This window comes from Hymenobacter baengnokdamensis (genome assembly GCF_008728635.1).
Classification (GTDB): domain Bacteria; phylum Bacteroidota; class Bacteroidia; order Cytophagales; family Hymenobacteraceae; genus Hymenobacter; species Hymenobacter baengnokdamensis.
In genome coordinates this window covers 112,163-136,553 of the sequence record NZ_CP044285.1, presented here as the reverse complement: position 1 = coordinate 136,553, position 24,391 = coordinate 112,163, and the positions used below count along the sequence as shown (strand labels likewise).

Annotated in this window: 20 protein-coding genes; 11 read left to right on the top strand and 9 right to left on the bottom strand. The window is 58.5% G+C overall.

Annotated elements, in window-relative coordinates:
- Positions 1 to 15 precede the first annotated feature (15 nt).
- The 5 genes from F6X24_RS00540 (at position 16) to F6X24_RS00520 (ending at position 4,069) form a co-directional block, all read left to right on the top strand.
- On the top strand, positions 16 to 732 hold the full coding sequence (locus F6X24_RS00540; protein WP_229725254.1) for an OmpA family protein: 717 nt from the start codon (positions 16 to 18) through the stop codon (positions 730 to 732).
- Between the two features lie 177 nt (positions 733 to 909).
- Entirely contained in the window at positions 910 to 1,677 is a 768-nt protein-coding gene (locus F6X24_RS00535) for an endonuclease III domain-containing protein (protein ID WP_229725252.1), read from the top strand.
- 87 nt (positions 1,678 to 1,764) lie between these two features.
- Complete coding sequence (locus F6X24_RS00530) at positions 1,765 to 2,760, top strand: radical SAM protein (protein ID WP_151085775.1); 996 nt, start codon at positions 1,765 to 1,767, stop codon at positions 2,758 to 2,760.
- A gap of 71 nt (positions 2,761 to 2,831) precedes the next feature.
- A complete protein-coding gene (locus tag F6X24_RS00525) occupies positions 2,832 to 3,341 on the top strand; it encodes a gamma carbonic anhydrase family protein (RefSeq protein ID WP_151085774.1) in 510 nt (169 codons plus the stop codon).
- Positions 3,342 to 3,523: 182 nt separating this feature from the next.
- Positions 3,524 to 4,069 carry a hypothetical protein gene (locus tag F6X24_RS00520; RefSeq protein WP_151085773.1) on the top strand — a complete coding sequence of 182 codons (546 nt, stop codon included), beginning with the start codon at positions 3,524 to 3,526 and terminating at the stop codon, positions 4,067 to 4,069.
- 92 nt (positions 4,070 to 4,161) lie between these two features.
- Here F6X24_RS00520 and F6X24_RS00515 read toward each other — a convergent pair whose 3' ends face one another.
- On the bottom strand, positions 4,162 to 5,487 hold the full coding sequence (locus F6X24_RS00515; protein WP_151085772.1) for a hemolysin family protein: 1,326 nt from the start codon (positions 5,485 to 5,487) through the stop codon (positions 4,162 to 4,164).
- Positions 5,488 to 5,952: 465 nt separating this feature from the next.
- Between F6X24_RS00515 and F6X24_RS00510 the strand changes: the two genes are divergently transcribed.
- Positions 5,953 to 6,441: an Lrp/AsnC family transcriptional regulator gene (locus tag F6X24_RS00510; protein ID WP_151085771.1), complete on the top strand. Its 489-nt coding sequence runs from the start codon at positions 5,953 to 5,955 to the stop codon at positions 6,439 to 6,441.
- Between the two features lie 79 nt (positions 6,442 to 6,520).
- Here F6X24_RS00510 and F6X24_RS00505 read toward each other — a convergent pair whose 3' ends face one another.
- Together F6X24_RS00505 and F6X24_RS00500 are read right to left on the bottom strand one after the other, a co-directional pair.
- Positions 6,521 to 8,428, bottom strand: a complete 1,908-nt coding sequence (locus F6X24_RS00505; RefSeq protein WP_151085770.1) for an SPFH domain-containing protein — start codon at positions 8,426 to 8,428, stop codon at positions 6,521 to 6,523.
- Positions 8,429 to 8,559: 131 nt separating this feature from the next.
- On the bottom strand, positions 8,560 to 8,931 hold the full coding sequence (locus tag F6X24_RS00500; protein ID WP_151085769.1) for a hypothetical protein: 372 nt from the start codon (positions 8,929 to 8,931) through the stop codon (positions 8,560 to 8,562).
- A gap of 183 nt (positions 8,932 to 9,114) precedes the next feature.
- Between F6X24_RS00500 and F6X24_RS00495 the strand changes: the two genes are divergently transcribed.
- Positions 9,115 to 9,447, top strand: coding sequence for a hypothetical protein (locus F6X24_RS00495; RefSeq protein ID WP_151085768.1), 333 nt, complete (start codon positions 9,115 to 9,117; stop codon positions 9,445 to 9,447).
- A 100-nt stretch (positions 9,448 to 9,547) separates the two neighbouring features.
- Here the strand turns inward: F6X24_RS00495 and trxA are convergent, their stop codons facing one another.
- The 3 genes from trxA to dnaE all read right to left on the bottom strand — a co-directional run bounded on the left by trxA (position 9,548) and on the right by dnaE (position 16,083).
- On the bottom strand, positions 9,548 to 9,877 hold the full coding sequence (gene trxA / locus F6X24_RS00490) for a thioredoxin (RefSeq protein WP_068341183.1): 330 nt from the start codon (positions 9,875 to 9,877) through the stop codon (positions 9,548 to 9,550).
- A 237-nt stretch (positions 9,878 to 10,114) separates the two neighbouring features.
- Positions 10,115 to 12,337: a T9SS type A sorting domain-containing protein gene (locus F6X24_RS00485; protein WP_151085767.1), complete on the bottom strand. Its 2,223-nt coding sequence runs from the start codon at positions 12,335 to 12,337 to the stop codon at positions 10,115 to 10,117.
- A 59-nt stretch (positions 12,338 to 12,396) separates the two neighbouring features.
- Positions 12,397 to 16,083 (bottom strand): DNA polymerase III subunit alpha, encoded by a 3,687-nt coding sequence (dnaE, locus tag F6X24_RS00480; protein WP_151085766.1) that lies wholly within the window; start codon positions 16,081 to 16,083, stop codon positions 12,397 to 12,399.
- Between the two features lie 598 nt (positions 16,084 to 16,681).
- Between dnaE and F6X24_RS19045 the strand changes: the two genes are divergently transcribed.
- Both F6X24_RS19045 and F6X24_RS00475 read left to right on the top strand, forming a co-directional pair.
- Entirely contained in the window at positions 16,682 to 16,906 is a 225-nt protein-coding gene (locus tag F6X24_RS19045) for a hypothetical protein (RefSeq protein ID WP_229725250.1), read from the top strand.
- The gene (locus tag F6X24_RS00475; protein ID WP_229725248.1) at positions 16,903 to 17,748 is read left to right on the top strand and encodes a fatty acid desaturase family protein; all 846 of its coding nucleotides are present in this window, start codon (positions 16,903 to 16,905) and stop codon (positions 17,746 to 17,748) included. Before F6X24_RS19045 ends, F6X24_RS00475 begins: the two co-directional genes overlap by 4 nt.
- Before the next feature lie 69 nt (positions 17,749 to 17,817).
- Here the strand turns inward: F6X24_RS00475 and F6X24_RS00470 are convergent, their stop codons facing one another.
- Positions 17,818 to 18,504 carry a phosphatase PAP2 family protein gene (locus F6X24_RS00470; protein WP_151085765.1) on the bottom strand — a complete coding sequence of 229 codons (687 nt, stop codon included), beginning with the start codon at positions 18,502 to 18,504 and terminating at the stop codon, positions 17,818 to 17,820.
- A gap of 165 nt (positions 18,505 to 18,669) precedes the next feature.
- On the opposite strand from F6X24_RS00470, the gene F6X24_RS00465 reads away from it, so the two are divergent.
- Positions 18,670 to 19,959 (top strand): aminopeptidase P N-terminal domain-containing protein, encoded by a 1,290-nt coding sequence (locus tag F6X24_RS00465; RefSeq protein WP_151085764.1) that lies wholly within the window; start codon positions 18,670 to 18,672, stop codon positions 19,957 to 19,959.
- Positions 19,960 to 20,047: 88 nt separating this feature from the next.
- Here the strand turns inward: F6X24_RS00465 and F6X24_RS00460 are convergent, their stop codons facing one another.
- Positions 20,048 to 20,836, bottom strand: coding sequence for a class I SAM-dependent methyltransferase (locus F6X24_RS00460; protein WP_151085763.1), 789 nt, complete (start codon positions 20,834 to 20,836; stop codon positions 20,048 to 20,050).
- A 201-nt stretch (positions 20,837 to 21,037) separates the two neighbouring features.
- Here F6X24_RS00460 and F6X24_RS00455 point away from each other — a divergent pair, with 201 nt between their 5' ends.
- Complete coding sequence (locus F6X24_RS00455; protein WP_151085762.1) at positions 21,038 to 21,664, top strand: hypothetical protein; 627 nt, start codon at positions 21,038 to 21,040, stop codon at positions 21,662 to 21,664.
- A gap of 111 nt (positions 21,665 to 21,775) precedes the next feature.
- On the opposite strand, the gene priA is transcribed toward F6X24_RS00455, so the two are convergent.
- Positions 21,776 to 24,322 (bottom strand): replication restart helicase PriA, encoded by a 2,547-nt coding sequence (gene priA / locus F6X24_RS00450; RefSeq protein ID WP_151085761.1) that lies wholly within the window; start codon positions 24,320 to 24,322, stop codon positions 21,776 to 21,778.
- Positions 24,323 to 24,391 lie beyond the last annotated feature (69 nt).

Sequence of the window (24,391 nt, the reverse complement as noted above, 5' to 3'; positions counted from 1 at the left end):
TTCCTCTTTCTCTTCATGAAAATTCTTAAACTCTCTTTTGCTTATCTGCTTGCTTTTGTGATGCTGCTGGGCCACTTTGCACAAGCACAAACCACTACCGTTACCACCGACAAGCCCGCCGGTATGAGCAAAACCCTCAAGGGTGGCATCCTGGGCGGCTTGGGCGGCGCCGCCGGCGGGGCCATTCTGGGCCGCGTTATTGGTGGCAAGTCGGGTACGGCCAAAGGAGCTATCCTGGGGGCCGCCGTAGGAGGGGCCGGTGGGGCACTCATTGGCCGCAAGATGGATAAGCAAGCGGCTGAGCTGCGCCGCGACCTCGACGGAGCTACCGTGGAGCGCGTGGGCGAAGGTATCAAAATCACGTTTGCTTCGGGTATCCTGTTTGGCAGCAACTCAGCTACGCTGACGCCGGGGGCTACCGGCAATATCGACGAGCTGGCTACCACGCTCCAGAAGTATGCCGATACTAATATTGTTATTGAAGGCCACACCGATGCTTCGGGCTCCGATGCCATCAACCAGCCCCTGAGCCAGCGCCGCGCCCAGGCGGTAGCCAATGAGCTAACGGCCAAAGGGGTGGATACCAGCCGCATCACGGCCAAAGGCTATGGCTCGACCCAGCCGGTAGGCGACAACTCGACGGCGGCGGGCAAAGCAGCCAACCGCCGCGTGGAAGTGGCCATCTTCGCCAACGAGAAGATGCAGAAAGCCGCTAAGAAAGGCCAGCTCTAAAGACCACTGATTAGCGCGGATTTTAGCCGATTTCACGGATTTTGTGGACGGCTGCCTTGCGGCTGATGACGTAGTAAGTAACGAAAAAGCCGCCCATCGGGCGGCTTTTTCCGTTTAAGAAATCCTTTTAAGAAACTGGCTGTAAATCCGGGCAGTCCGACAAAATCTGTTTACTCCGTGGTTCAAGTAACTTCTCCGCCTCTCGATAAAGCGCTGGCTGACCATAGTATCCTGGACGGTTTTTTTGGGCGGGTGCCCACGGCGGCGCGGCGCACGCCCATGCGTGAGCTTATCTCCACCCTGCTCTCGCATCGGACCACCCACGCCGACGAAGAGCTGGCCTACGACCGCATGCTCGAAGCCTTCGGTGATTGGGAAGGCGTGCTGCACGCGCCCCTTGATGACCTTATTCATGCTATTCGCACCACGCGCTGGCCGGCCACCCAGGCCCCGCGCATTCAGGATATTCTGGGCCGTATAAAGGCCGAAACGGGCGGCAGCTTCACGCTCGATTTCCTGGCCGACTGGCCCACCGAAAAGGCGATGCAGTGGCTTACCGATATGCCGGGCATCGGCCTGAAAACTGCTTCTCTGGTGCTGCTCTTCAACTTCCGCAAGCCCGTGCTGCCCGTCGATGCCCATGTGCACCGCGTGATGCAGCGCCTTGGCGTGCTGGGGCCGAAGGTATCGGTAGAGAAAGCGCACGAAGTGCTGCTTACCCTGCTCAGGCCGCACCTCGACCCCGAAGGCCTGTTTAATTTTCATAAGCACAACTACTGGCACGGGCAGCAAATCTGCTTTTTTCAGCAGCCCAATTGCCCGCGCTGTCCGCTCAAAAGCTTTTGCAGCTATTACCAGGAGCATTACGGCCCGGCTACGCCCGAGGCCCTTGCGGCCACCCCCACGCAATGGGATGCGGCCGCCTGGGGCCAGCTACCGCATTAACTTCGTAGCGTGGACGCTGCGAGTCCGCGCGTTGCTTCGTTGAACAACGTTCTCACGCGCGGACTCGCAGCGCCCACGCTACCGCTTATGCGCCTCGTCAAGCATCCAGTATTGTGCAATTACTATGTTACGTACCGCTGCAATGCGAAGTGCGCGTTTTGCGATATCTGGGAAAAGCCCTCGCCTTACATCACCCTGGCCGATGTAGAAGCCAACCTGCGCGACCTCAAGCGATTGGGCGTTAAGGTAATTGACTTTACGGGCGGTGAGCCGCTGCTGCACCGCCAGCTGCCCGAGTTTCTGGCGCTGGCCCGGCAGCTGGGCTTTATCACGACCGTGACGACCAATGCGCTGCTCTACCCCAAAAATGCCGAAAAGCTGCGTGGGCTGGTCGATATGCTGCATTTTTCGCTTGATAGCATCGACCGTGATACCCACGACCGGGGCCGGGGCGTGGCCTGCTACGATTTCGTGCTCGAAAGCATGCGCGTAGCCAAAGAGCTGGGCGAGCGGCCCGATATTCTGTTCACCGTTTTCCGCCACAACCTCGCTGACCTGGAGCGCGTGTACCGCGAGATTACGCAGCCCAACGGCCTGATACTCATTCTGAACCCGGCTTTCGAGTACGGCGACGTTGAAACCGGCGAGCAGCTGAGCGAGGCCGAGCTGGATTTTCTGTCGGCTTTCGGCAAGCGCAAGGGCGTGTATTTGAATGAGGGTTTTATCGCCTTGCGCCGCGACGGTGGCAACCACGTAGCCGCGCCCGTGTGCCGGGCTGCCAGCACTACGCTCGTCATTTCGCCCCATAATGAGCTGGTGCTGCCCTGCTACCACCTCGGCGACCAGAAATTTCCCATCAACGGCCAGCTTTTCGACCTCTACCAGGCTCCCGAAACCCAGCGTCTGGCCGCGCTTGAGGGCCGCCTGCCCGCCTGCGAAGGCTGCACCATCAACTGCTATATGCAGCCCAGCTTCGCGGTCGAAACCAGTAAGTATTTCTGGCAGGCGCTACCCAGCACCCTGAAGTATAATTGGGAGAAGGGAACCTGGAAGCGGCTGCTGCCAGCTGGCAGGGGGCGGTAAGTAAAGGGGTTGGGGCGAGGGAATATCTTTACCGCTGGTTATTTGTCACTCTCAACTACTCACTGAAAAGTATGCCCGCGCTTATTTTGCCCGTTCACGGCGTGTTACCTATTATTGGCCCCGACTGTTTTCTGGCCGACAACGCGACCATTGTGGGCGATGTGGTGCTGGGGCGCGGCTGCACCGTGTGGTTTACGGCCGTGATTCGGGGCGATGTAAACCGCATCCGTATCGGCGACGAAACCAATATTCAGGATGGGGCGGTGCTACACTGCACCTACGAAAAAGCGGCCCTCACCATCGGCTCGCGGGTGAGTATCGGCCACCGCGCCCTGGTGCACGGCTGCACCGTGCACGACGATGTGCTCATCGGCATGGGGGCCATCGTGATGGACCACGCCGTGGTCGGAGCCGGCTGCCTTATCGCGGCCGGGGCGGTGGTGCTGGAAAACATGGTGTGCGAGCCCGGCTACCTCTACGCTGGCGTTCCGGCCAAAAAAATCAAGCCGGTGAGCGAGGCGCAGGCCGAAGGCCTGCGCCGCACGGCGGCCAATTATCAGCTGTATGCCAGCTGGTTTTAAACCGGGGCTTTGTGGGAACAAAGTATAAAAATGCTCATCGGCGTAGATAGTGGAAGAATGTTTTATGGGAGAATAGGAAATCAGACACCAGCCTGATAGCTTTGCCGGTAAGTTACTTCCTTCACCTTTTTTACTATTCTCTGATGAGAAAGACTTACCACCTTTTGTTTGCCCTCGGGGTTATGGCTGCCTCACTGTCTTCGTGCAGCCGCTCAAACTACGCTTTCAATAACACTGTTCCGGCGTATCTAGGCTCGGAGCGCGTGCATGAGACAGCTGCCACGCCAGCCGCCACCAAGGCCGAAGCTAGTTCCCCAACTTCTATTGCTGCTCCATCTAAAGCTGTTGCGGTCAAGACCGTGCCTACTCAAATCGCTCCGTCAGTGGTGGCCGTACCAACTATAGCTACTGTCCCCGCGGCTAAAGCAACCAAGCCTTCGCTAGTGCAACGGTTGGCGCTGAAGAGCGTGGTGAAGCAATTGAATAAAATGCACCAGAAGCAAACTACTGCTGGCACCGAGAAAACGGCATCTAAGAAGGGGAATGCTGCCCTCATCGCGCTAGCAGGTTTGCTTCTAGCAATACTTGGCCTTATTGTAGTTGGTGGTAGTGGTCTCGGCGGTAGTGGTGCCGGCGTCGCCATTGGGGCAATTCTATTTTATGTTGGCTTCATCGCCTTCATCGTAGGATTGGTGCTGCTGGTTGTTCACTTGGTTAATGGCGACTAATTTGCGCTACGATAATCACATAAAGAAGCCCTCCCGCAACAGGAGGGCTTTTTTATGTGATGAAACCAAGTCAACAGATTAAGCAGCAGTGCTCACCCAACAGCCAACGGGTCCACCTCTTGGGTAGAATGAGCTATTACCCGCAGCTGCACCATCTCAACTACGCGGCCGGTGCGGCTCAGCACCCGAAACTCGTAGGGCTCGAACACGGCCACGTCGCCGACCTCCGGGATATTCCCGTAGAGCACATTCAGCAGGCCGCCCACGGTTTCGTAGTCGTCGCCCTCGGGCAGCGGGAAGGGCAGGTATTCGTTGGCGTCGGAGATGGCGGTGGAGGTATTCACCCGGTATTCGCTTTCCGACATTTTTTCCACTACCGGCACCTCGTTGTCGTACTCGTCCTGGATTTCGCCCACCAGCTCCTCCATAATATCCTCGATGGTAACGATGCCCGATACGCCGCCAAACTCGTCGCTCACCACGGCCATCACAATGTGCTTGCGCTGAAACTGGCGCAGCAATCTGTTGATTTTCTTGGTTTCGGGAACGAAGTAAGCCGGGCGCATAATCCGGGCCAGCTCCAGCGGCTCGCCGTTGCGAATGATGGGGAGCAAGTCTTTAACATATAGTATTCCTACTATATTATCAATATTGCCCTCGAACACGGGCAGGCGCGAGTAGCCTTCGCTAAAGACGGTTTCGAGGATTTTCTCTTCGGGGGCGCTCACGTTGAGGGCAGCGAGCTTGGTGCGGGGCACCATAATCTGCTTCACCATGCGGTCGTTGAACTGAAATACGTTCTCAATCAGCTCGTGCTCCGAGTCCTGGATTTCCCCGCTTTCCTTGCTTTGGTCGATGAGCAGGCGCAGCTCGTCGGAGGTGTGGGCCTCGGTGCCGTGCACATTGCTGATGCCCACCGCGCCGAGCAGCAGGTTGGCTGCTTTCGACAAAAACCAGGTTAAAGGCAGCGTAGCCAGGTAAAAGGCGCGCAGCGGCAGCACCAGCGCCAGGCTGATGGCTTCGGGGCGCTGAATAGCCAGTGCCTTCGGAAACAGCTCGCCGAAGAGCACGTGCAAAAACGTCAGGATGATAACGCCCAGCGTAACGGCAATGCTGTGGGCCGTTATGGGGCTGATAGCCAGGCCGAGGCGCGGTAGAAAATCGAGTACGATACCCGAAAACAGCTCTTCGCCCACGGCGCCCAGCAGCAGCGAAGCAAGTGTAACTCCCAGCTGCGTTGCCGACAGGTAGTCGTAGAGCCGGCGCAGCACGCTCACCGCCTGGCCCGCCAGGCGGCTCCCTTCCTTGGCTTTAATCTCGAGCTGCGAAAGCCGCACCCGGATAAGGGAGAACTCTGCCGCTACAAAGAACGCGTTTATTAAAATCAGGAAAAGAGTAAAAAGTATTTTTGTGCCCATGAGCCTGGCTTACCACCGATACGAACCGCCGGGGTAGCCTCAGTTGCACAAAAGTACGCACGCTGGCAGGGCGGGTTTGCTGCGCATGCTATAATTCAAGGATTTGGCTGGGGCATACTGCCAAAGAGCCGCTTTCCGGGCTCGGAAAGCGGCTCTTTATAGCCCAGGGCTCTGCTGTAGCGGAAGGACTTGAACCTCCACGAAGTAGTTAGGCGGCTGCTCCGAAAAGCGGCGGCTTTCTCCCATACTCTTCACCCCCGAGAGAGGAGGGCGTGTCTGCCAGTTTCACCACACTACAAGGTTGGCATCGCCACGCCGGTTGCGTTTTGATGGGCCAAAGATAAAACGAGAATTCTATGTTTTGCAAATTTTATTCAAAATAAGGTTAAAAACTATGTAATTTTTAAAAATAAGACCTTTTTTATGATGATTTGGCGTAATTTTGGGTCTTATTACTTTTCTCATATGCCCCGTACCTACGAACTAGATGACATTGACCGCCGCATTCTGAGTCTGCTGGTGCAGGATGCCAAGCTGCCGTATTCCGAAATAGCTCGACAGCTTCGCGTTTCGGGGGGCACCATTCACAGCCGGATGACGCGTCTGGAGGAATTAGGTATAGTGCGCGGGGCCACCCTCGACCTCGACCTGCAAAAGGTGGGCTTCGGCATTCAGGCTTTTTTAGGCATCTTTCTGCTCAAAAGCTCTTATTGCGATACGGTTATTGCGCAGCTGCGCGATATTCCGGAGGTTATCAGCGTGCACTTTACCACGGGCAGCTACAACCTGTTTGCCCGCCTGGCCTGCCGCGATACCCAGCACCTGCGCAACGTGCTGCACGACCTGGTGCAGCAGATAGAAGGCGTGGAGCGCACCGAAACCCTGATTTCGCTGGAAGAAGTATTCAGCCGCGCCGTGCAGCTGGAAGACGCTACTGCTCCGGTAGCTGAGTAGCTTCTTCCAGCTATTAAGCAAAAGGGCGGCAACCTGACCGGTTTGCCGCCCTTTAGTGTTGGTAAGTGGGTGAGCTAGGCTACGCCACCGGCGTTTCTGGCGCGGCGGCTTCGGGTTTGCCGGTCTGGTTGGTTGGCCCGACTTTTTGATTTTGTACCAGGAGGCCCACCAGCGCTTCGACCAGTCCGCCGCTGCCGGCGCCCGAGCTGCCATTGGCTTGCACATCGGGCGTGATTTTTACCTGGCGGTCGCCGATAATCTGCATTAGCTGCAGGGCGGTAAACTCGCGGGTGCCAAGGCTGGCCACGCCTACCTGGTACGCCTCCGCCTTGGCCTGGCCGATGGCCCGGATGGCTTCGGCTTCGCCCACGCCGCGCAGGCGGGTGGCTTCGGAATCGGCAATGGCGCGCAGGCGGGTGCTTTCGGCTTCGCCGCCGGCGCGCAGCTTGGCGGCTTCGGCCTCGCCGCGTACTTTCTTTACCTGGGAGTTAGCATTTAGCTCGGCAATATTTACGCCCTGCTCGCTCTTTACCAGCTCGCTTTGAATGTCGGCAATGCTGGTTTCGCGCACCAGCGCCTGGCGCTGAGTTTGGGCAGCCTGTTGCACCTCGTAGGTTTTGCGCTGCTCCTCGGCCAGCTTGCGGTCGGTTTGGGTGGTCATGAGCTGGGCCGGCGGCACAATGTCGCCGATGAGTGTGTCAACGGCCTGCACATTGTAAGCAGCCAGCGCATTACGAATAAAGGTAGCGGCATCACGCTGCCGCTCGGCGCGGTTGGTGAGGTAGTCGAGCACCGTGTATTCCTGCGAGCTGTTGCGGAAATAATTGCCTACAATTGGCTCCAGCACATGGTCTACCAGATTCTGCATAGAGCCCACCCGCGAAATAACCCGCGGCGCATCCAGGGCCGCTACGTGAATAATCTGGGCCACATCGAGGTTAAAGGAGAAACCGTCGCGCGAGCGCACGGTAATGCTGCTCAGGGAGTTGTCGTAGCCGTGGGCTTCGGTGCGCACGGCCCAGTTGAGCACGATGTTAGTAGTGGGCACCAGCTCGACGCGCATAATTCGCGTGTTAAGGGGCTGGCGGCCGGGGTACAGCGGCGTTACCCAAATGCCTTTGTGGCCTACTTCTACAAGGTTGCCGTGGGTGAAATCAGCCCCGCTTACATCCTGCGCCGGGCGCCCCACAAACGAGATAACCACGCCCACATGGCCAATCGGAATCTCGGTCATAGGTACCTGCTCGACGCGGCAAAACCACGGGTTCAGGTTCCAGGCGCCGCTCAGCAGCACCTGCTCCTGCAGGCCGCGCCGGCCACCCGCAATCAGAAAGCGCTGGGCATCCTGAAAGTTGTCGTGCTCCGGAATAACCGGGCCGGCTATTTCGCCGGGCTCAATCGGAATGCCATCGAGCGTGGTGACAATACCCACCGCGTCGGGGGCTACTCTGTACACGGCCAGCTCGTTGGGGTTCATGCCCATCGAATCGGCATTGCGCCGGGTAATGATGGTAAACAGGGCCGTATTAATACGGTAAGTGCCCGCCGTCAGAATGCCGAGCTGGCGGCCCTTCTCGCCGCCGCTGGTCAGAAACGCGCGGGCATCCTGGTAGTCGTCGCAGGCAACTACGCGGCCCAGCATGTGGCTGGGCGGAATCGGGCTGCCGCCATTCGCAACTACCAGTCCGATTTCGCCCTGCGGCACCACGGTTACGGGCTCTTTGGTAACGGCAAACTGCCAGGGCCACAGAAAAAAGTGCCAGCCCGGCGCCAGCGTATCCGCTTGGAGGCCCGCCTCGCCTTCCAGGGCAATCAGTCGGCCGGCGGCCAGGCTGGTATTGGCAAATTTTTTGGCCACGATGCCCACTTCCAGCTCGCCAATTACGACGATTCCCAGCAGCGACCGGGCTAGCAGCAGCAAGACCAGCAGCCCGCCCAGAATAGCAAGCAGGGTATAAAAGAAAGGAACAGTAAGGACTGCCAGCATAAAATTGATTCAAAGAGGAATAGCAACGCCGAAAGATAACAGCCGCGACCCGTTGGGCTTACCTGAGCCACGCCCATAAAAAAACCTTCCGGCCAAGCCGGAAGGTTTTTGGCGTACGCTATTGCGCTGGCTTACATCTTGGTTTTGGTTGTAGTCGTCGTTTTGTTGGCCTTGTAGCGCATATCGGGTGTTCCGTCCTTCTTCATTGGGCCGGCCGCGTGCATTGTCGAGGTGGAGGTAGTTTTATTGGCCTTATAGCGCATGTCGGGCGTACCATCGGCCTTCATTTTAGTTGTGGTGGTCGAAGACGAAGCGGCCGGGGCCATCATGCCCGTTTTGGTAGTCGTGGTAGTCTTGTGCGTGGCAGGGGCCGGCATCGTTTTGGTCGATGTCATTTTGGTCGAGCTGCTGCTCATCGTGCTGGCAGCCGGGGCCGTTTGGGCCTGTGCCGAAAGGCCACCAAGCACGAGCAGCGCAGAGAGGAAACCGAGAATGCGTTTCATGGTAAAGAAGTAAAAAAAGGTGGGAAGGGGAAAGCGCCGCCGTAAAAGGCAGCAATTGGCCAGAAATATAAGTAGTTTCAAGTAAATCAAAAAAGAATCTACTTTAGCAGCTATAAAACTGGCGCAGGTTTTGCCTGTTCAAAAGTCATTCCAGCTTTGGAAGTCATTTTTTCCTTTTCCACCATGAAAAATTTATTTTGCTCAGTAGCTGCCTTTTGTGGGCTACTTGTAGTCTCAGCGCCATTAGCGCAGGCTCAGGACCGTACTCCGGCCATTAATGCCCGGCAGGCACAGGAGCGTAATCGCATCAGGCAGGGAGTGCGCTCGGGTGAGCTGACCCGGCCCGAAGCTGCCCGCCTGCGCGGCCGTGAAGCCGGAATAGCCGCCGATAAGCGTGCTGCCCGCGCCGATGGTGTAGTTACGCGCGGTGAGCGCCAGGAAATTCGCCACGACGAGCAGCGCACCAGCCGCGCCATCTACAACCAGAAGCACGACCGGCAGGTACGCCGCTACTAGCGGCTAGCCTCTTTTACTGCTAAAGCTAAAAGCCCAAAAAGCCCCGCATTGCTAAAATGCGGGGCTTTCTGGGGTTATTTAAGCTGGGTAGCACCAAGTACTAGGCGGTTACCTGTGCTTCGAGCTTCTGGGCGAGTACGTGCTTGGGCACGGCGCCCACTTGCTTATCTACAATCTGACCGTTCTTGAATACCAGCAGCGTGGGAATGCTGCGGATACCGAACTTCATGGAAGTCTGAGGGTTAGCGTCTACATCTACCTTGCCAACGATGACCTTGCCTTCGTATTCGCCGGCCAGCTCTTCTACTACCGGGCCTACCATGCGGCAGGGGCCGCACCATTCGGCCCAGAAGTCCACAAGTACCGGTTTGTCCGAGTTGATAATCTCCTCGAAGTTGGCATCGGTTATTTCAATTGCTTTATGCGCCATGACGCTAAGGAATAGGTTAGTGAAAATACGTCCGGCGTGTACAGCCAACGCGGCTGCAAGGTAGCGGAGTTGGGGTAAAACAAACGAGGTAGGGGAAAGTTCAGGCGGTAGCGCGGCCGCCTGAAGAATGGCAAGCGCACGCAATATCCTTGAACGGGCTGAAGCTAACGCTCGCTGGGCCGGTGCGGAACTGCCTGTTCAATACTGGGGCGATGAATGCGTTTAGCTAGCCCTGATTCAAGGAGTTACTATGAGACGCGCCGTGCCCAGGCGCTGGTTGTCGGCGTCGAGCACCAGAAAATACGTGCCAGCAGCCAGCTGAGACAAGCCAGACAGCGGCAGCTGAGTGATGCCGCTGGGGAAGGGGGTAGGCGGCAGAGGTGCGGCTACCAGCCGGCCTACCGCGTCGAATAGTCGGAGCCGCACGCAGCGGGCGGTGGGTAGCGCCAACTGGACGGTGAGGGGGCCGGTCGTGGGGTTAGGGTAAGCTAGCACGGCCGGCGCCAGTACGGCAATAGTGGCCGCAGCTTCCGCTACGACCGCCCGGTCGGCCCGCATCGCCTCCCGGTAGGCTGGGCTAGCACACAAAGTCGTGATGGCTGCCGCTGGCTGGGGCGGCAGCAGCCGCGTGCAGGCTGTCGGCAGAGAGGGAGCAGCCGGTAACGGGTCGTTGGTGTCCTCGACCGTGGCGGGGTAGCGGGCTACCAGCAGCACGGGCTGGGCATCGGGCGCATCGGGCCGCCGTAGCTGCACCCACACTTTCACACTCACCGGCCCCGCGGGCAGGAAGCCATCGCAGTCGGTCGGCCCATCAAGGGTAAATACCTGGTCGGGCAGGCAGCCAGCCGGGACATACGCGGTGCGCACCAGGTGTTGTACCGGGCCGGCCGGGTCGTCGCTAAGGGGTAATGGTGCTTCGTAGGTAGCAAAATCGCCGGGCGGTAGCGTAGCGGGGTAGCTACTGCCCGCCACTACCAGCGCCGCCCGAAAATCGGTGACTACCAGGCCCGCCGCCGGATTCAATGCATAAGCCAGGTCGGCGGGCAGGCGAAAGCGGTAGCGCAGGCGCGAATGCCCGTCTGCGTCGCGCACGTTCGTTACCTGGCGCTGCACCGTAGGGCGGCGCAGCAGGCTAAGTACGCCTAGTACCTCGTTGTAATAGGGGTAGCGGCTTACTGTGGGTGCCGTAACTGCGCCAGGCGTAGCTAGCCGGATGATGCCCAGCGTGTCGGTAGGCTGCGAAAACCCCTTTACCCGGCTACCCGTTTGGGCGTACGCATTAGGTTGCTGCGCAGGGACAACCCCTGTCCCCGGCAGGTTGGTCGACAGGCCCCCAACGGTCAGATAATCCAAGCCGTTGAGGAAGCGCTCGGTACGAGGGTCTTGCAAAAAAGCCGGGCTCAAAAAGTTTCGGCTGCCGGTGCGCTGGTCTGCGCTACTGGCCCTGAGCCAAAACCAAGCTGCCGAATCGAGGCTCATGACCAGGGCTGGGTCGTGAGTAGTGGCTTGCAGCCAGTTCAGAGCCTGACGCTGCTGGCTGGCCGCCGCCACGTTGTAATAGCCAGTAGTGAGCAGCGAGCCGGGCGTCTGGCCTTGGTAGCCCAGCATAGGGAAGCCTCGCATCGTGCCGCTATCCTGCACATTTTCGGCGCCGTAGGGCGAAAGCAGCAGCCCGGCTATCGGCCCGGTGGCCGTCACCCTGGGCAGGTTGAGCGTCGTTGGGTTCATGGCCATCACATCTATTTCCAGCTCCGAGCGAAACAGGCAGGTGCAGGGGTCGTATTCGAGCGGAAAATCGGCCACGAACCACTTACCCGCCTGGTTCAGGTGGCGGCCCACGCCCGTAAGAACAGCCCCCAGGCCGGCAGGCGCGTCGAGCAGCGCCGTGGCCGGGGCTGCCACCCGGTTCAGCAAGCCAGATTTGGTAGTCAGCCCCTGGCCGGCGGCAAAACGCAGCGTGAGGTAGTGGTAGGTGTATGCCTGCTGCTGCTCGGCCACCGTGGCGAACACGCGCAGCAGGCCCGTAAAGCGATGGTAAAGTACCACGTAGGGTAGGGGTGCTCCGGCCGGCCGGGGCTGACCCTGCTCGGTATAGCCTAGGTTGTAAGCCAGCAGCTCCCAGCCATTGGCCGGCAGGTCGGCCGAGCCGGATAGGAACACGGTTCCGAGGTTATCAGGCTGCTGGTAAGGCGTGTACTCAAAGTAGGTGCGGCCCTGACCCGTGCGCGGACTCACGCTATAGAGCTGATAAACCCGATTGTCATACGGCGGGGGCGTTGCCGGATTCCACCAATTAAAAAACGTATTGCGGCGGTCGGGCCGTACGGAATTAATCGGCTGGGTCGGGTCGGTGCTGATGCCCGTAGCCGGGCAGGGTCCCGCCGGTTGGGCCAACCCGCCCAGCCAGCCCATAGTCAGCCAAAATGCTAAAAAACAGCGGATAAGAGCAGCGTGTCGCATTGAAGTTCGGAATATAGTCGATGCACAAAGCTTCTATCCTCGCAAATAGTTGCGATGGCTTATATCAGCGAGCACACATCCAGCTCAAACTCGCGCATTTTCTCGATAAAGGTCTTTGGCTCAATCTGAAAGCGCCGCGAAAACATATCCACCGCCAGGCGCTCGTGGGGCTCTACAAACTGGATTTCCAGACGCTTCGAGCCTTTGGCGTGCTCAATGGCTTCCTGCAGGCGGTCAATCATGGGGCCGGTTACGGTGCGCAGGTCGAGCTTCACGCGCACGCCTTTGCTGAGCTTATCGGCTACCTGGGCCAGCGGCTCCATGGTTTTTATTTTCAATTCCCACTGGTCCTGGGTGCCGTAGCGCAGCTCCATCTTGCCCCGGATGAAAAGGGGCGGCACCTGCTCGTTGTGATAGTTTTTGGGGTTGATGAGGGGGCCAAAGCGCGTGTAGTCATCGCGAAACAGCGCCAGGTTGATGCTCGAATCGTAGTCTTCGATGTTGAACGATGCCATCGGCTGGCCGCTTTTGGTGGTGCGGAATACTACCCCCGACACTAGGCCCGCAATGTTCACGTCCTTACCCTTTTGCGCATCGAGCTTATCGAGCGGGCAGGTGCAGTAAGCGTCGATTTCCATGCGATACGTATCGAGCGGGTGGCCCGATAGGTAAAAGCCCACCACTTCCTTTTCGCGGCGCAGCTTTTCGGGCGCGCTCCACTCTTCCAGGTCGTTTACTTTGGGTAGCGGGGCCGACACGGCCCCAAACGCACTGGCGCCAAACAAGCTGTGCTGCGCCGACTCTTTGGCCGCCTGGTGCTGCTGGCCTAGCTTCATGGCTTTTTCGATGAGGTTCTGGTCGCCGGCCGGGGCATCCAGAAACTGCCGCCGGTTGTATTTCTCGAAGCTGTCGAAGGCGCCGGCCTGGGCCAGGCTTTCCCAGGTTTTTTTGTTTACGGCGCGCAGGTTTACGCGCTTGGCAAAGTCAAACACGTCGCTGAACGGGCCGCTTTTCTGCCGCTCTTCCACCAGCTCCAGTACGGCGGCTTCGCCCGCGCCCTTCACGGCGGCCAGGCCAAAGCGAATCTGATTTTCGCGGGGCACGTTAAATTTTTGCTCCGACTCGTTCACGTCGGGCCCCAGCACGGCCACGCCCTGCTTGCGGGCTTCCTCGATAAAGAAGGTTACCTTCTTTATATCGCCCATGTTGTTGGTGAGCACGGCGGCCATGTACTCGGCCGGGTAGTTAGCCTTCAGGTAGCCAGTCTGATACGCCACCACCGAGTAGGCAGCCGAGTGCGAGCGGTTGAAGCCGTACTCGGCAAATTTTTCCATCACGTCGAACACTTCGGAGGCTTTCTTGGCCGGAATCTTGTGCAGCTTGCCGGCGCCTTCCACAAATTTCTCGCGCTCCAGGGCCATCTTTTTCATGTCCTTCTTACCCATGGCGCGGCGCAGCAGGTCGGCGCCGCCGAGCGAGTAGCCGGCCAGAATCTGGGCCGTTTGCATAATCTGCTCCTGGTACACCATTATGCCCTGGCTATATTCCAGAATGGGTTTCAGTAGCTCGTGCGGGTATACTACCTCTTCGCGGCCGTGCTTGCGGTTGATGAAGTCAGGAATGAACTGCATCGGGCCGGGCCGGTACAGGGCGTTCATGGCAATCAGGTCCTCGATATTGGTGGGCTTCAAGTCCTTGAGGTACATGCGCATCCCTTCCGACTCGAACTGGAACGTACCAATCGTATCGCCGCGCTGGTAGAGGGCGTAGGTCTTGGGGTCGTCGAGCGGAATATCGTCGATATTGATTTTAATGCCGTGGTTGCGCTCAATCAGGTTCAGCGCGTCCACAATGATGGTCAGGGTTTTAAGGCCCAGAAAGTCCATCTTGAGCATGCCGGCGCTCTCAATCACCTTGCCATCAAACTGCGTAATAAGCAGGTCCGAGTCTTTGGAGGTCGAAACGGGGATGTACTTGGTAATGTCGTCGGGGGCGATGATGACGCCCGCCGCGTGAATGCCGGTATTGCGCACCGAGCCTTCGAGGCGCTCGGCCAGGGCCAGAATCTGGCCTTTCAGGTCGCTCTGGTCGTTGCGAATGGCCTGCAGCTCGGGCACGTCGCGGAAAGCCCCGGCCAGGGTAGTACCGGGCTTTTCGGGCACGAGCTTGGCAATCTCGTTGGCGGCGGGCAGCGGCAATTCCATGGCGCGGGCCACGTCCTTGATGCTCGACTTGGCGGCCATTGTGCCGAAGGTGATAATCTGGGCCACCTGCGTTTTGCCGTACTTTCCGACCACGTAGTCAATGACTTTCTGGCGGTTCACGTCGTCAAAGTCGATGTCGATATCGGGCATCGACACGCGCTCGGGGTTCAGGAAGCGCTCAAACAGCAGAGAATATTTGATTGGGTCTATATTGGTGATGCCCACGCAATACGCCACCGCCGAGCCGGCCGCCGAGCCCCGGCCGGGGCCCACGGCCACGCCCATGCTGCGGCCCTTGTTAATAAAGTCCTGCGTAATAAGAAAATAGCCCGCAAACCCCATGGTCTGGATGATGCGCAGCTCATAGTTGAGTCGCTCTTCTACCTCGGGCGTGCGCTCGGAGTAGCGGGGCCTCTCGCCCTCAAAGGCGCCTTTGAAGGTGAGGTCTCGCAGAAACTCATCGGCGTTGGCAAAGCCAGCCGGCAGCGGGAAGTTGGGGAGCAGGATATCGCGCGCCAGCTTGGGCGGCGTCACTTTATCCACAATCTCGTTGGTGTTATCCACACTCTCAGGCACATCGCTGAACAATTCGTTCATCTGGGCCTGCGTTTTGAAGTAGAACTGGTCGTTGGCGAAGCCAAACCGCCGCTTGCGCTGCTTGGGGGGCTTTTGCAGCTCTTCATCAATGCGCGAAAGCATACGCCGGGCGTTCTCGTCGTAACCGTGCTGGCTCTTGAGGTTGTCGAGCAGGTCGTAGTGCACCCGCTGGTCGGCGGTGAGGATGGTGTAGTAGTTCGTTTCGAAGTCGCCGACCGGGATACTGCGCTCCTCGGCCGTGTTCACGCACAGCAGCAGGTCGTGGGCCGCGTAGTCGGTCTGGTCAACGTAGTGCGAGTCGTTGGTGCAGATAACCTTGACGTTGTACTTTTTGGCAAAGCGCAGCAGCACCTGGTTCACGTCTTCCTGGCTTTTGCCGGTGCCATCGAAGTTCTGCAGGCCGTGCCGCTGAATCTCGATGTAGAAGTCTTCGCCAAAAACGTTGAGCCACCATTTCAGCAATTCCTCGGCCTTGTCTTCGCCCTCGAAGAGAATGGCCTGCGGAATCTCGGCCCCGATGCAGCAGCTGGTGGCAATCAGGCCCTCGTGGTGCCGGAGCAGCAGCTCTTTGTCAATGCGCGGAAACTTCGAGTACACGCCCTCAATAAAGCTCATTGAGCTGAGCTTGGCCAGGTTGTGGTAGCCGGCCTGGTCTTTAGCCAGCAATAGCTGGTGGTAGCGGTTATCCTTTTCGCCCTTCTCGCGCAGAAAGGTCTTTTTGTGGCGGTCGGCTACCATGTAAAACTCGGAGCCCACTATCGGCTTCACGTTGTACTTATTCGCCTCGGCCACGAAGTTGAAGGCTCCGAACATATTGCCGTGGTCGGTGAGCGCTACGGCGGGCATGCCATCGGCCTGCGCCTTTTTCATCAGGGCCCCGATGCTGGCCTGGCCATCGAGCAAGGAGTACTGGGTGTGCGAGTGCAGGTGCGAGAAGGTAGGCATAGCGAGGGCAGTTAGCGGTAAGCAGAGAACAGCAAAGCAAGGGCAAGCGCACCAAAGCGCGACAGGCTACGCAGAAGTTCGTTGCCTAAAGTTACGGCGGGCTCCGGGGTAGGGCAAGGGCGGCCGGGTAGGGGGCTGAGAGTCAGGCCGGCAAAAATTCGGGCACGGAAAAGGCTGTCGTTACTGCTTGCTGCCCAAGCTGCATCGGTAGGCCCCTGGTAAAGATGACCCCCGACAACACCTTGCTGATGAAGCGCCTGGTAGTGCGTCACTAATCAGGCCGGCAGCGTACATCTTTAGCCCCCCTACCTGCTTGCAGGCGGGAGCGTTTTGCCGGAAGCTAGTTTGCGGACTACAAGCGGGAAATCACGTACCTTTACTACGTAGTTTGCCAGTTGTCTCCTACGTATTTTGGACAGGTGTTGAACCTCTTCCGGGCTGCTGGTTTTAAAGAACTTTAACCACTGGCCGCACCCTCATTATAGGCTGCGCCTGGCTTTTTTTAGCTGACTAACCTCATTTGCTCGTGCGTACCTGATTTTGCCCCGGCAAATTCGGCAGCCACCAGTTAGGAGCTGGTTTTGCCCTTTGCTTTTCCATGAAAATACTGACTGTTTCTACCGACCCGCTTTATAACCGGCTGGCTACCCCCTCGGCTTTGGATAAGTGGCTCAGCTCCTACCTGCAGGATGAGCGAGACCTGCCCTTTATTTACCTCAGTCTGAAAATATCGGCAACTATGCTGCCGCTGGCCGTGCTGCTCTTTGTGCCTACCCTGCGGGGGCAGCGTGGTGGGGCGTGTTTGGGCTGTTTTTCTGCTTGAGCAATGCCCTATTCAAGGGGCCATTCGGGTTAATGCTGCACTGTACCAGCCACCGCGTGCTATTCAAGAAAAAATACAGCTTCCTTAACAGGTACATCCCGTGGGTTATCGGGCCGCTGTTTGGGCAAACGCCCGAAACGTACTTCACGCACCACATGGGTATGCACCACCCCGAAAATAACCTGCCGGATGATGAAAGCTCAACCATGTTTTACCAGCGCGACTCGCTGCGCGGGTTTCTGCACTACCTCGGCGATTTTCTGCTGCTCGGTATTCCCCGCCTGATAGGGTATTTTAATCGGCGCAATAAGCCAACGCTGCGGCTGCGGCTGCTGCGCGGTGAGCTACTCTATATAGGTTGTACGCTGGGCCTGGCTTTCGTCAATCTGCCGGCTGCGCTGGCGGTATTTGTGGTGCCGCTGGTGCTTTCGCGGGTTATTATGATGCTGGGCAATTGGGCGCAGCACGCCTTTATCGATGCCGATAGCCCCGAGAACTGCTACCGCAACAGCGTTACGTGCATTAATACGCCCTACAACCACAAGTGCTGGAACGATGGCTACCACATCAGCCACCACCTGAAACCGGCTATGCACTGGACCGAGCACCCCCTGCACTTTCAGCAAAACCTGGCGCTGTATGCCAGCAACGAAGCCATTGTCTTCGACGGTATCCACTTCCTCCACATTTTCTTCTACCTCATGGGCAAGCGCTACGATTTGCTGGCCCACCACTTTGTGCTCCTCGATGGCACTGCCCGCACCGAAAACGAAGTAATAGCCCTGCTACGAAGCCGCACGCAGCGCATCGGCCGCGGGGTGCTCGTGCCGCAGCTGACATAAATTACTGCGTAACAGGAAGGTAAGAGGGAGGAATTGTTGGCAGTGTTGCCTATAGTTCCTCCTTCTTCCTTACCTATTACTCATTACCTGTTTTACCCCTGGCCGTCGTAGCCGCCAGGTGTACCAGGGCCGGGGGTGCCGGTCGAGCCAGGGCTCGAGCCAGGCCAGTACCGCTAGGGTAAGAACGGTGCCCAGTACCGAGCCGGCGTATACGTCTTCCACAAAGTGCTGGGCCAGGTACACCCGCGAGTAGGCGGTGAATGCGGCCAGCAGCACGAAGGCCAGGCCCCAGCTTTTTTGCCGCACCAAGTAAGTAAGCACTAAAAAAACCGAAAAAGCCGACGTGGAATGCCCCGAGGGAAAGCTTTTGAGCGTGCCCATTACCACGCCTTCCACTACGTGCAGGGGCGGGAAGCCGGGGTTTTCCTGGAAATACCGGAAGGGCCGCGGATGGCCCGTGAAGATGAGCTGCTTGCCAAGCTGGGCCGCCAGCGAAGTCACTGCAAAGCAAGCAAAGCTGAGCAGCGCCCAGCGAAAGCGAACAAACAGCAGTGCCAGCGTAATAAGTACGTAAAAAAGGCCATCGCCCACGTTGGTAAAGGGCCGGAAAAACTGGTCGAAAAATGGCGTAAAATGGCCGTTTACGAGGAAAAAGGCCGTGTGCTTAGGAGTGGTCAGCAGGATAGCTCCCACGCCCAGCAGCACCAGGGCGTAGGGAATTAGGAACGTGCGGGTTTGCCGAAGCAGGTGCAGCATAAGAAGGGCTATTGCGGTAAGCTTTAGTCAGGTCCGGAATGCTTGCTGGCGCTACCACGCAGCCGCTACAGGGCTTACCGCCTGCAAAACTACCGCCCGGCAGCCGGGCCCGCGGTTGGAGCAGGATGTAACTTGCGCGCCTAACCTGTCTTTTCGTCTCTCCCTATGCGCTACGGTCCCATCGCCCCCGAGCTGTTTATCGAAAATCGCCGCCGCTTCCGCGAGCTGCTGCCCGCTCAGTCGCTGGCAATATTCAACTCTAACGATATATTGCCGACTAATGCCGATGGCACGCTGGCGCTCAAGCAGAACACCGACCTGTTTTATTTGTCGGGCGTCGACCAGGAGGAAAGCATCCTGGTTATTTGCCCCGACGCGGCGCTGCCCAAGCACCGCGAGATTCTATTTCTAAAGGAAACTTCCGAGCATATTCTGGTGTGGGAAGGCTACAAGCTGACCAAGGAAGAAGCGCGGCAGGTGTCGGGCGTGCCCACCATTATGTGGCTCGATGCGTTTCCGGCCGTGCTGGCCGCCCTCATGAACGAGGCCGAGTACGTGTACCTCAACTCCAACGAGCACATTCGGGCCGTAGTGGAGGTCGAAACCCGTGATGCGCGCTTTATTAAGGACCTGCAGCGCCGCTACCCGCTGCATCAGTACCGCCGCGCCTCCCGGCTGCTACACCAGCTGCGGGCTATCAAAAGCCCCGAGGAAATCCGCCTGATGCGCCGTGCCTGCGAGATTACCGGCAATGCGTTTCGGCGCCTGCTGGGCTTTGTAAAGCCCGGCGTGTGGGAATACGAGATTGAGGCCGAGATTCTGCACGAGTTTGTGCGCTCCGGCTCGCGCGGGCCGGCCTACGGCAGCATTATTGGCAGCGGCGAAAGCGCGACTATTCTGCACTACGTGAGCAACGACCGCCAGTGCCAGGACGGCGACGTGCTACTGCTCGACTTCGGGGCCGAGTACGCCAACTACGCCGCCGACCTCTCGCGCAGCATTCCGGTCAATGGCACCTTCACGCCGCGCCAGCGCCAGGTATACGAAGCCGTGCTGCGGGTTTTCCGGTTTGCCAGCGCCCGCCTCGTGGTTGGCAACAGCATCGAGGAGTACCACAAGCAGGTGGGGGAGGCCATGGAGCAGGAGCTTATCCGGCTCGACCTGCTCAATGCCAGCGACGTTAAAAACCAGGACCCCGACGCGCCGCTCTACAAGAAATATTTTCCGCACGGCACCAGCCACTATCTGGGCCTCGACGTGCACGATGTTGGCTACAAGTACCGCAAGTTTGAAGCGGGTATGGTATACACCTGCGAGCCAGGTATCTATATCCGCGAAGAAAAGCTGGGTATTCGTCTGGAAAATGACATTCTCCTCACCACTCAGGGCAATGAGGACCTGATGGCTGCCATTCCGCTCGAAATCGCCGATATCGAGCGCCTGATGAAGCGGTAAGCTGTATTCAGTAATCAAAAAAGCACGATATGCCAGCCTTGCCGAAGCCTGTCGTGCTTTTTTGATTGCCGGCTGCTTTCTGGCTACTCTATTTAGCTGGCCGCCGAAACAGCAGCAAGTGCTGCTGCGGCAGCGTTTCGCGCACTTCCACAAATTCCAGCCCGATGGCTTCCATCTCCTTGCGGGCCTGGGCCACGGTCATCTTATGAATGGGCTTGATGGGCACCGCGGGGTCTTCGGCCCGGTACTCCACGAGCGCGAGCCGGCCGGTACCCGGCCGCAGGGCTCCCCGAATGGCCGCGCCCATCTCGCGGGGCCGGTCAAACTCGTGGTAAGCATCCACAATGAGTACCACATCAACCTTGCCGGCCGGCAGGTGCGGGTCGGTAGTGGTGCCAAGTATGGGCTCCACATTTCGCAAGCCGTTTTTGAGCTGGCGCTGCGTTAGCTCAGCTATCATTTCGGGCTGAATATCAACCGCCAGCACCTTGCCGCGCGGCACCAGCGGGGCCAGCCGAAACGAGAAAAAGCCCGTGCCCGCGCCAATATCGGCTACCACGTCTGTAGGCTTCAGGTGCAGCTCGTGAAGCAGCGTTTCGGTGCCTTCTTCCTGGCTGCGGTCGTCGCGCTCCAGCCAGCCGGCACCTTCGTGGCCCATTACATGGGCAATCTGACGGCCCTGGTAGTAGCGACCAATGCCGTTAGGGTCGCGGGGCGGCCGGTCTTCATAGCCTGCCGAATCGGGCGGGCGGGCCGTGATAGTGGTCGCCTGCAAACTGGCCCGGCTGGCCACATTCGACTCCATTGGCAGCTGCGTGCAGGCAGCGGCTCCGGCCAGGGCTCCCAGTCCCACCCATAGCACAACGGCATTCTTCATAAGCAACAAATTCAGTCCAGGGGCAGCAGCATACTGCCCGGTACAACAACCAAGAAAGGCCGGTCGTTCAGTAGCGGGAGCGAAGCTACGCGTACTTGCCGGCGATTCATCTCAAAAAAAAGCAAGCTCAGCATTCAGCCAAAACCTTTTTTATAACGTACTGCCGACACAATTCTTTCATCAATTTTTGCTTTTCACCTTATGCAAAACCTGACTTCTACCCTGGGCCGCCTAGCTGTGGTCCTGGCCAGCGCCCTGACTTTGGGCTCTTGCAGCCGCGCTGAATACTCCTTCCAGTCGCATGCTCCTTCCTACCTGGGCACCACTACGGCTGCGTCTAAGGCGCGCGTAGCGGTTTCCTCGCCCATCGAAACGCCCGCAGCGGCGCCGATGGCCGAAGCTGCCGCTCCCATTGCGGCCCCCGCTCAAGAGGATGTTGCGGCAGTAAACCCTGCTCCCGCAGCAGTAGCCTCTGCCCCGGTGGCCAAGGCGAAAGCACGCGTTTCTGAAGCGGCGGAAGTAGCCCCGGCCCCGGCTGCCACCAAGGCTGCTCCCAAGCTCAACCTGGTGCAGCGCCTGGCCCTGAATAAGGTCATGCGTAAGCTGGATAAGCAAACGCAGAAAATCACGGCTCGCCAGGGCGATAACACGGCTTCGACCACCAAAGGGGGCATTAGCGGCAACCTGCGCACGGGCATTATCCTGATTCTGATTGGTTTAATAATTTCGTTGTTTAGCGGAATCTCCGGCATTTTCGGCCTTATCGGCGCTATCATTGCCATTATCGGCCTGATATTTATCGTGCTCTGGCTGCTCGACGAGTTGTAGACCTAGTTTCAGCTACCAAGTAAAAAGTCCCGGCCGCACTGTGCAGCCGGGACTTTTTGCTTTAGAAATTGACCTGCTGCCCCTCCCACCTAACATCACTTCCCTACCCACTCACATGGGGTCCACGTCGGCCACGAGGCGGGCCTGCCGGAATTCCTTCTGGTCGCGCACCACGTCCATGGCGGCACAAATAGCCAGCTTGGCCGCCTTCAGCACGGTGTGCTCCCGGCTGAGCTTGATGACGATTTCCTGCAGAAAGAAATTGCGAATTCTGAATATATACGGTGCCTCCGGCCCCAGCACCGGGCCGCGCCCCAGGCGGTCGGCCAGCTCCTGCGTGAGCAAAATGGCGGCTTTCTGGGCCAGCTCCTGGTCCATATGCTTCACCGTCAGCTTTATCATGCGGGCAAACGGCGGGTATTCGTGCTCGCGCCGCTGCTGAATCTCATATTCATAAAACTCTATGTAGTCGTTGCGGATGACCTTGTCGAAAATTACCTGGGTGGGGTCAGCCGTCTGGATTAACACCTTGCCTTTCTTGCCTTTGCGGCCCGCCCGCCCGCTCACCTGCACAAACATCTGGTAGGCGCGCTCGTGGGCCCGGTAGTCGGGATAATGAATGATGCTGTCGGCATTGACGATGCCTACCAGGCTCACGTTCTCAAAGTCGAGGCCCTTGGTTACCATCTGGGTACCCACGAGCACGTTGGTTTTCTGCTGCTCGAAGTCGCCGATAATCTGCTGATAGGCATTTTTGGCGCGGGTCGTGTCCAGGTCCATGCGTTGCACGTTGGCCTGAGGCAGCATTATTTTGAGGTCGTCTTCCAGCTTCTCGGTGCCAAAGCCCTGGGTGCGCAGCGTCCTTGAGCCGCAGGCCGGGCACTGAGTAGGCATGCCTTCGTGGTAGCCGCAGTAGTGGCAGCGCAGCTCGTGGGCGTGCTTGTGGTAGCTCAGGCTCACGGCGCAGCTCTGGCACTTCGGAATGTAGCCGCAATCCTGGCAGGCTACCACCGGTGCGTAGCCCCGTCGGTTCTGGAACAGAATAACCTGTTCATGCTGCGCAATCTTGCTTTCCATCGCGTTCAGCAAGTCGGCCGAGAAGTGGTTGTGCATCTTCTTGGCCTCGCGCAGCTTGCGGGTGTCAATCAGCTCAATCTCCGGCATGCCGGCTTCGCCGAAGCGCTTGCTCAGCGTCACGAGCCCGTAGCGGCCCTGGCGGGCCTGGTAGTAGGTTTCGACGGCCGGCGTGGCCGAGCCCAGCAGCACCTTGGCGCCCTGAAAGTTGCCCATCATCAGGGCCACCTCGCGGGCATTGTAGCGCGGGGCGGGGTCGTACTGCTTGTAGCTCGACTCGTGCTCCTCGTCGACGATAACGAGCGCCAGGTTATCGAAGGGCAGAAACACCGCTGAGCGCACGCCTACCACTACCTGAAAGCGTCCTGATAGCACCCCATTCCATACCTCGACCCGCTCGTTGTCCGAAAATTTGGAGTGGTACACGCCCAGCCGCGTGCCGAACACGCGCATCAGCCGGGTTACAATCTGGGCCGTGAGCGCGATTTCGGGCAGCAGGTACAGCACCTGGCCGCCCCCATCGAGCGCCTTGCGAATGAGGTCGATGTAAATCTCCGTTTTGCCCGAGCCCGTTACGCCGTGCAACAGTACGATGTCTTTCTGCCCAAACAGATTCATCACCTCGTCGTGGGCCACGGTCTGCGCCTCGCTAAGCTGAAAAGGCATTTGGGCCAGCGGGTTCTCATCGAGCGGAAACCGCGACACAATCTGGTCAAACTGCTCTAGTATTCCGTTCTTTATCAAGGTATTCACTGCCGAAGGCGAGAGGTGGGGCGAGCTGGTCAGCGCCGCCTTCTCCAGGCCCTGATAATTGAGGTGCTCGTTGTGGTGCACTGGCACGCGCTGCAGGTATTTGAGCAGCACATCTACCTGCTTGGGCTTGGTGGCCAGGTCTTCAAATAGCCGCTCCACGGCGGCCGTACTGACGAAGTGATGAGCCAGGCGGACTTTCTTCACCACTTTGGGCGAATATTTATCAGCAAGCTGCTCAAATAGAAAGATAACGTCTTTCTGAATCAGCGACTTGATAACCTTATGAAACGACGCGATGCCCAGCACCTCGCCCACTTCAGTAAACGTGAGGGCCTTGCCGTCTTCGGTGCGCAGGTTGTCCACGATGCGCTGCTCCTTATCGTCGAGCGGGTAGGGGCTGCCATCGGCCACGTACGCCGGGTGCAGCTGAATGCGCGACTCGGAGCTGAGCTTGAGTGCGGCCGGCAGCGCGGCGTTTATTACCTCACCCAGCGTACACAGGTAGTAGTCGGCAATCCAGCGAAAAAGCTTGAGCTGCGGCTGGGTTACGACGGGCGCGTCGTCGATAAATTCCAGAATGTACTTGGCCTGGTATTCCTTGGGCGGCGTTTCGTGCACGGCGGCCACAATGCAGCTTAGCGTGCGCTTGGCCCCAAACTGCACAATAACCCGGCCCCCGATTACTACATTGTCGTTCAGCTCGTAAGGCACCCGGTAGGTGTAGAGCTTGGGCAGGGGCAGGGGCAAAATCACGTCTACGAACAGCGTCACGCGGTCGGGCAGGACGGTGGGCGCGGGGGTAGGCGAAGCAAATTCGAACGTAAGCGACACGGATAACAGCTAGCAGCAGGCGAATAGTAAAGATAGCCCCGGCAGGGGGCAGGTTGATGCCGGCCTGGT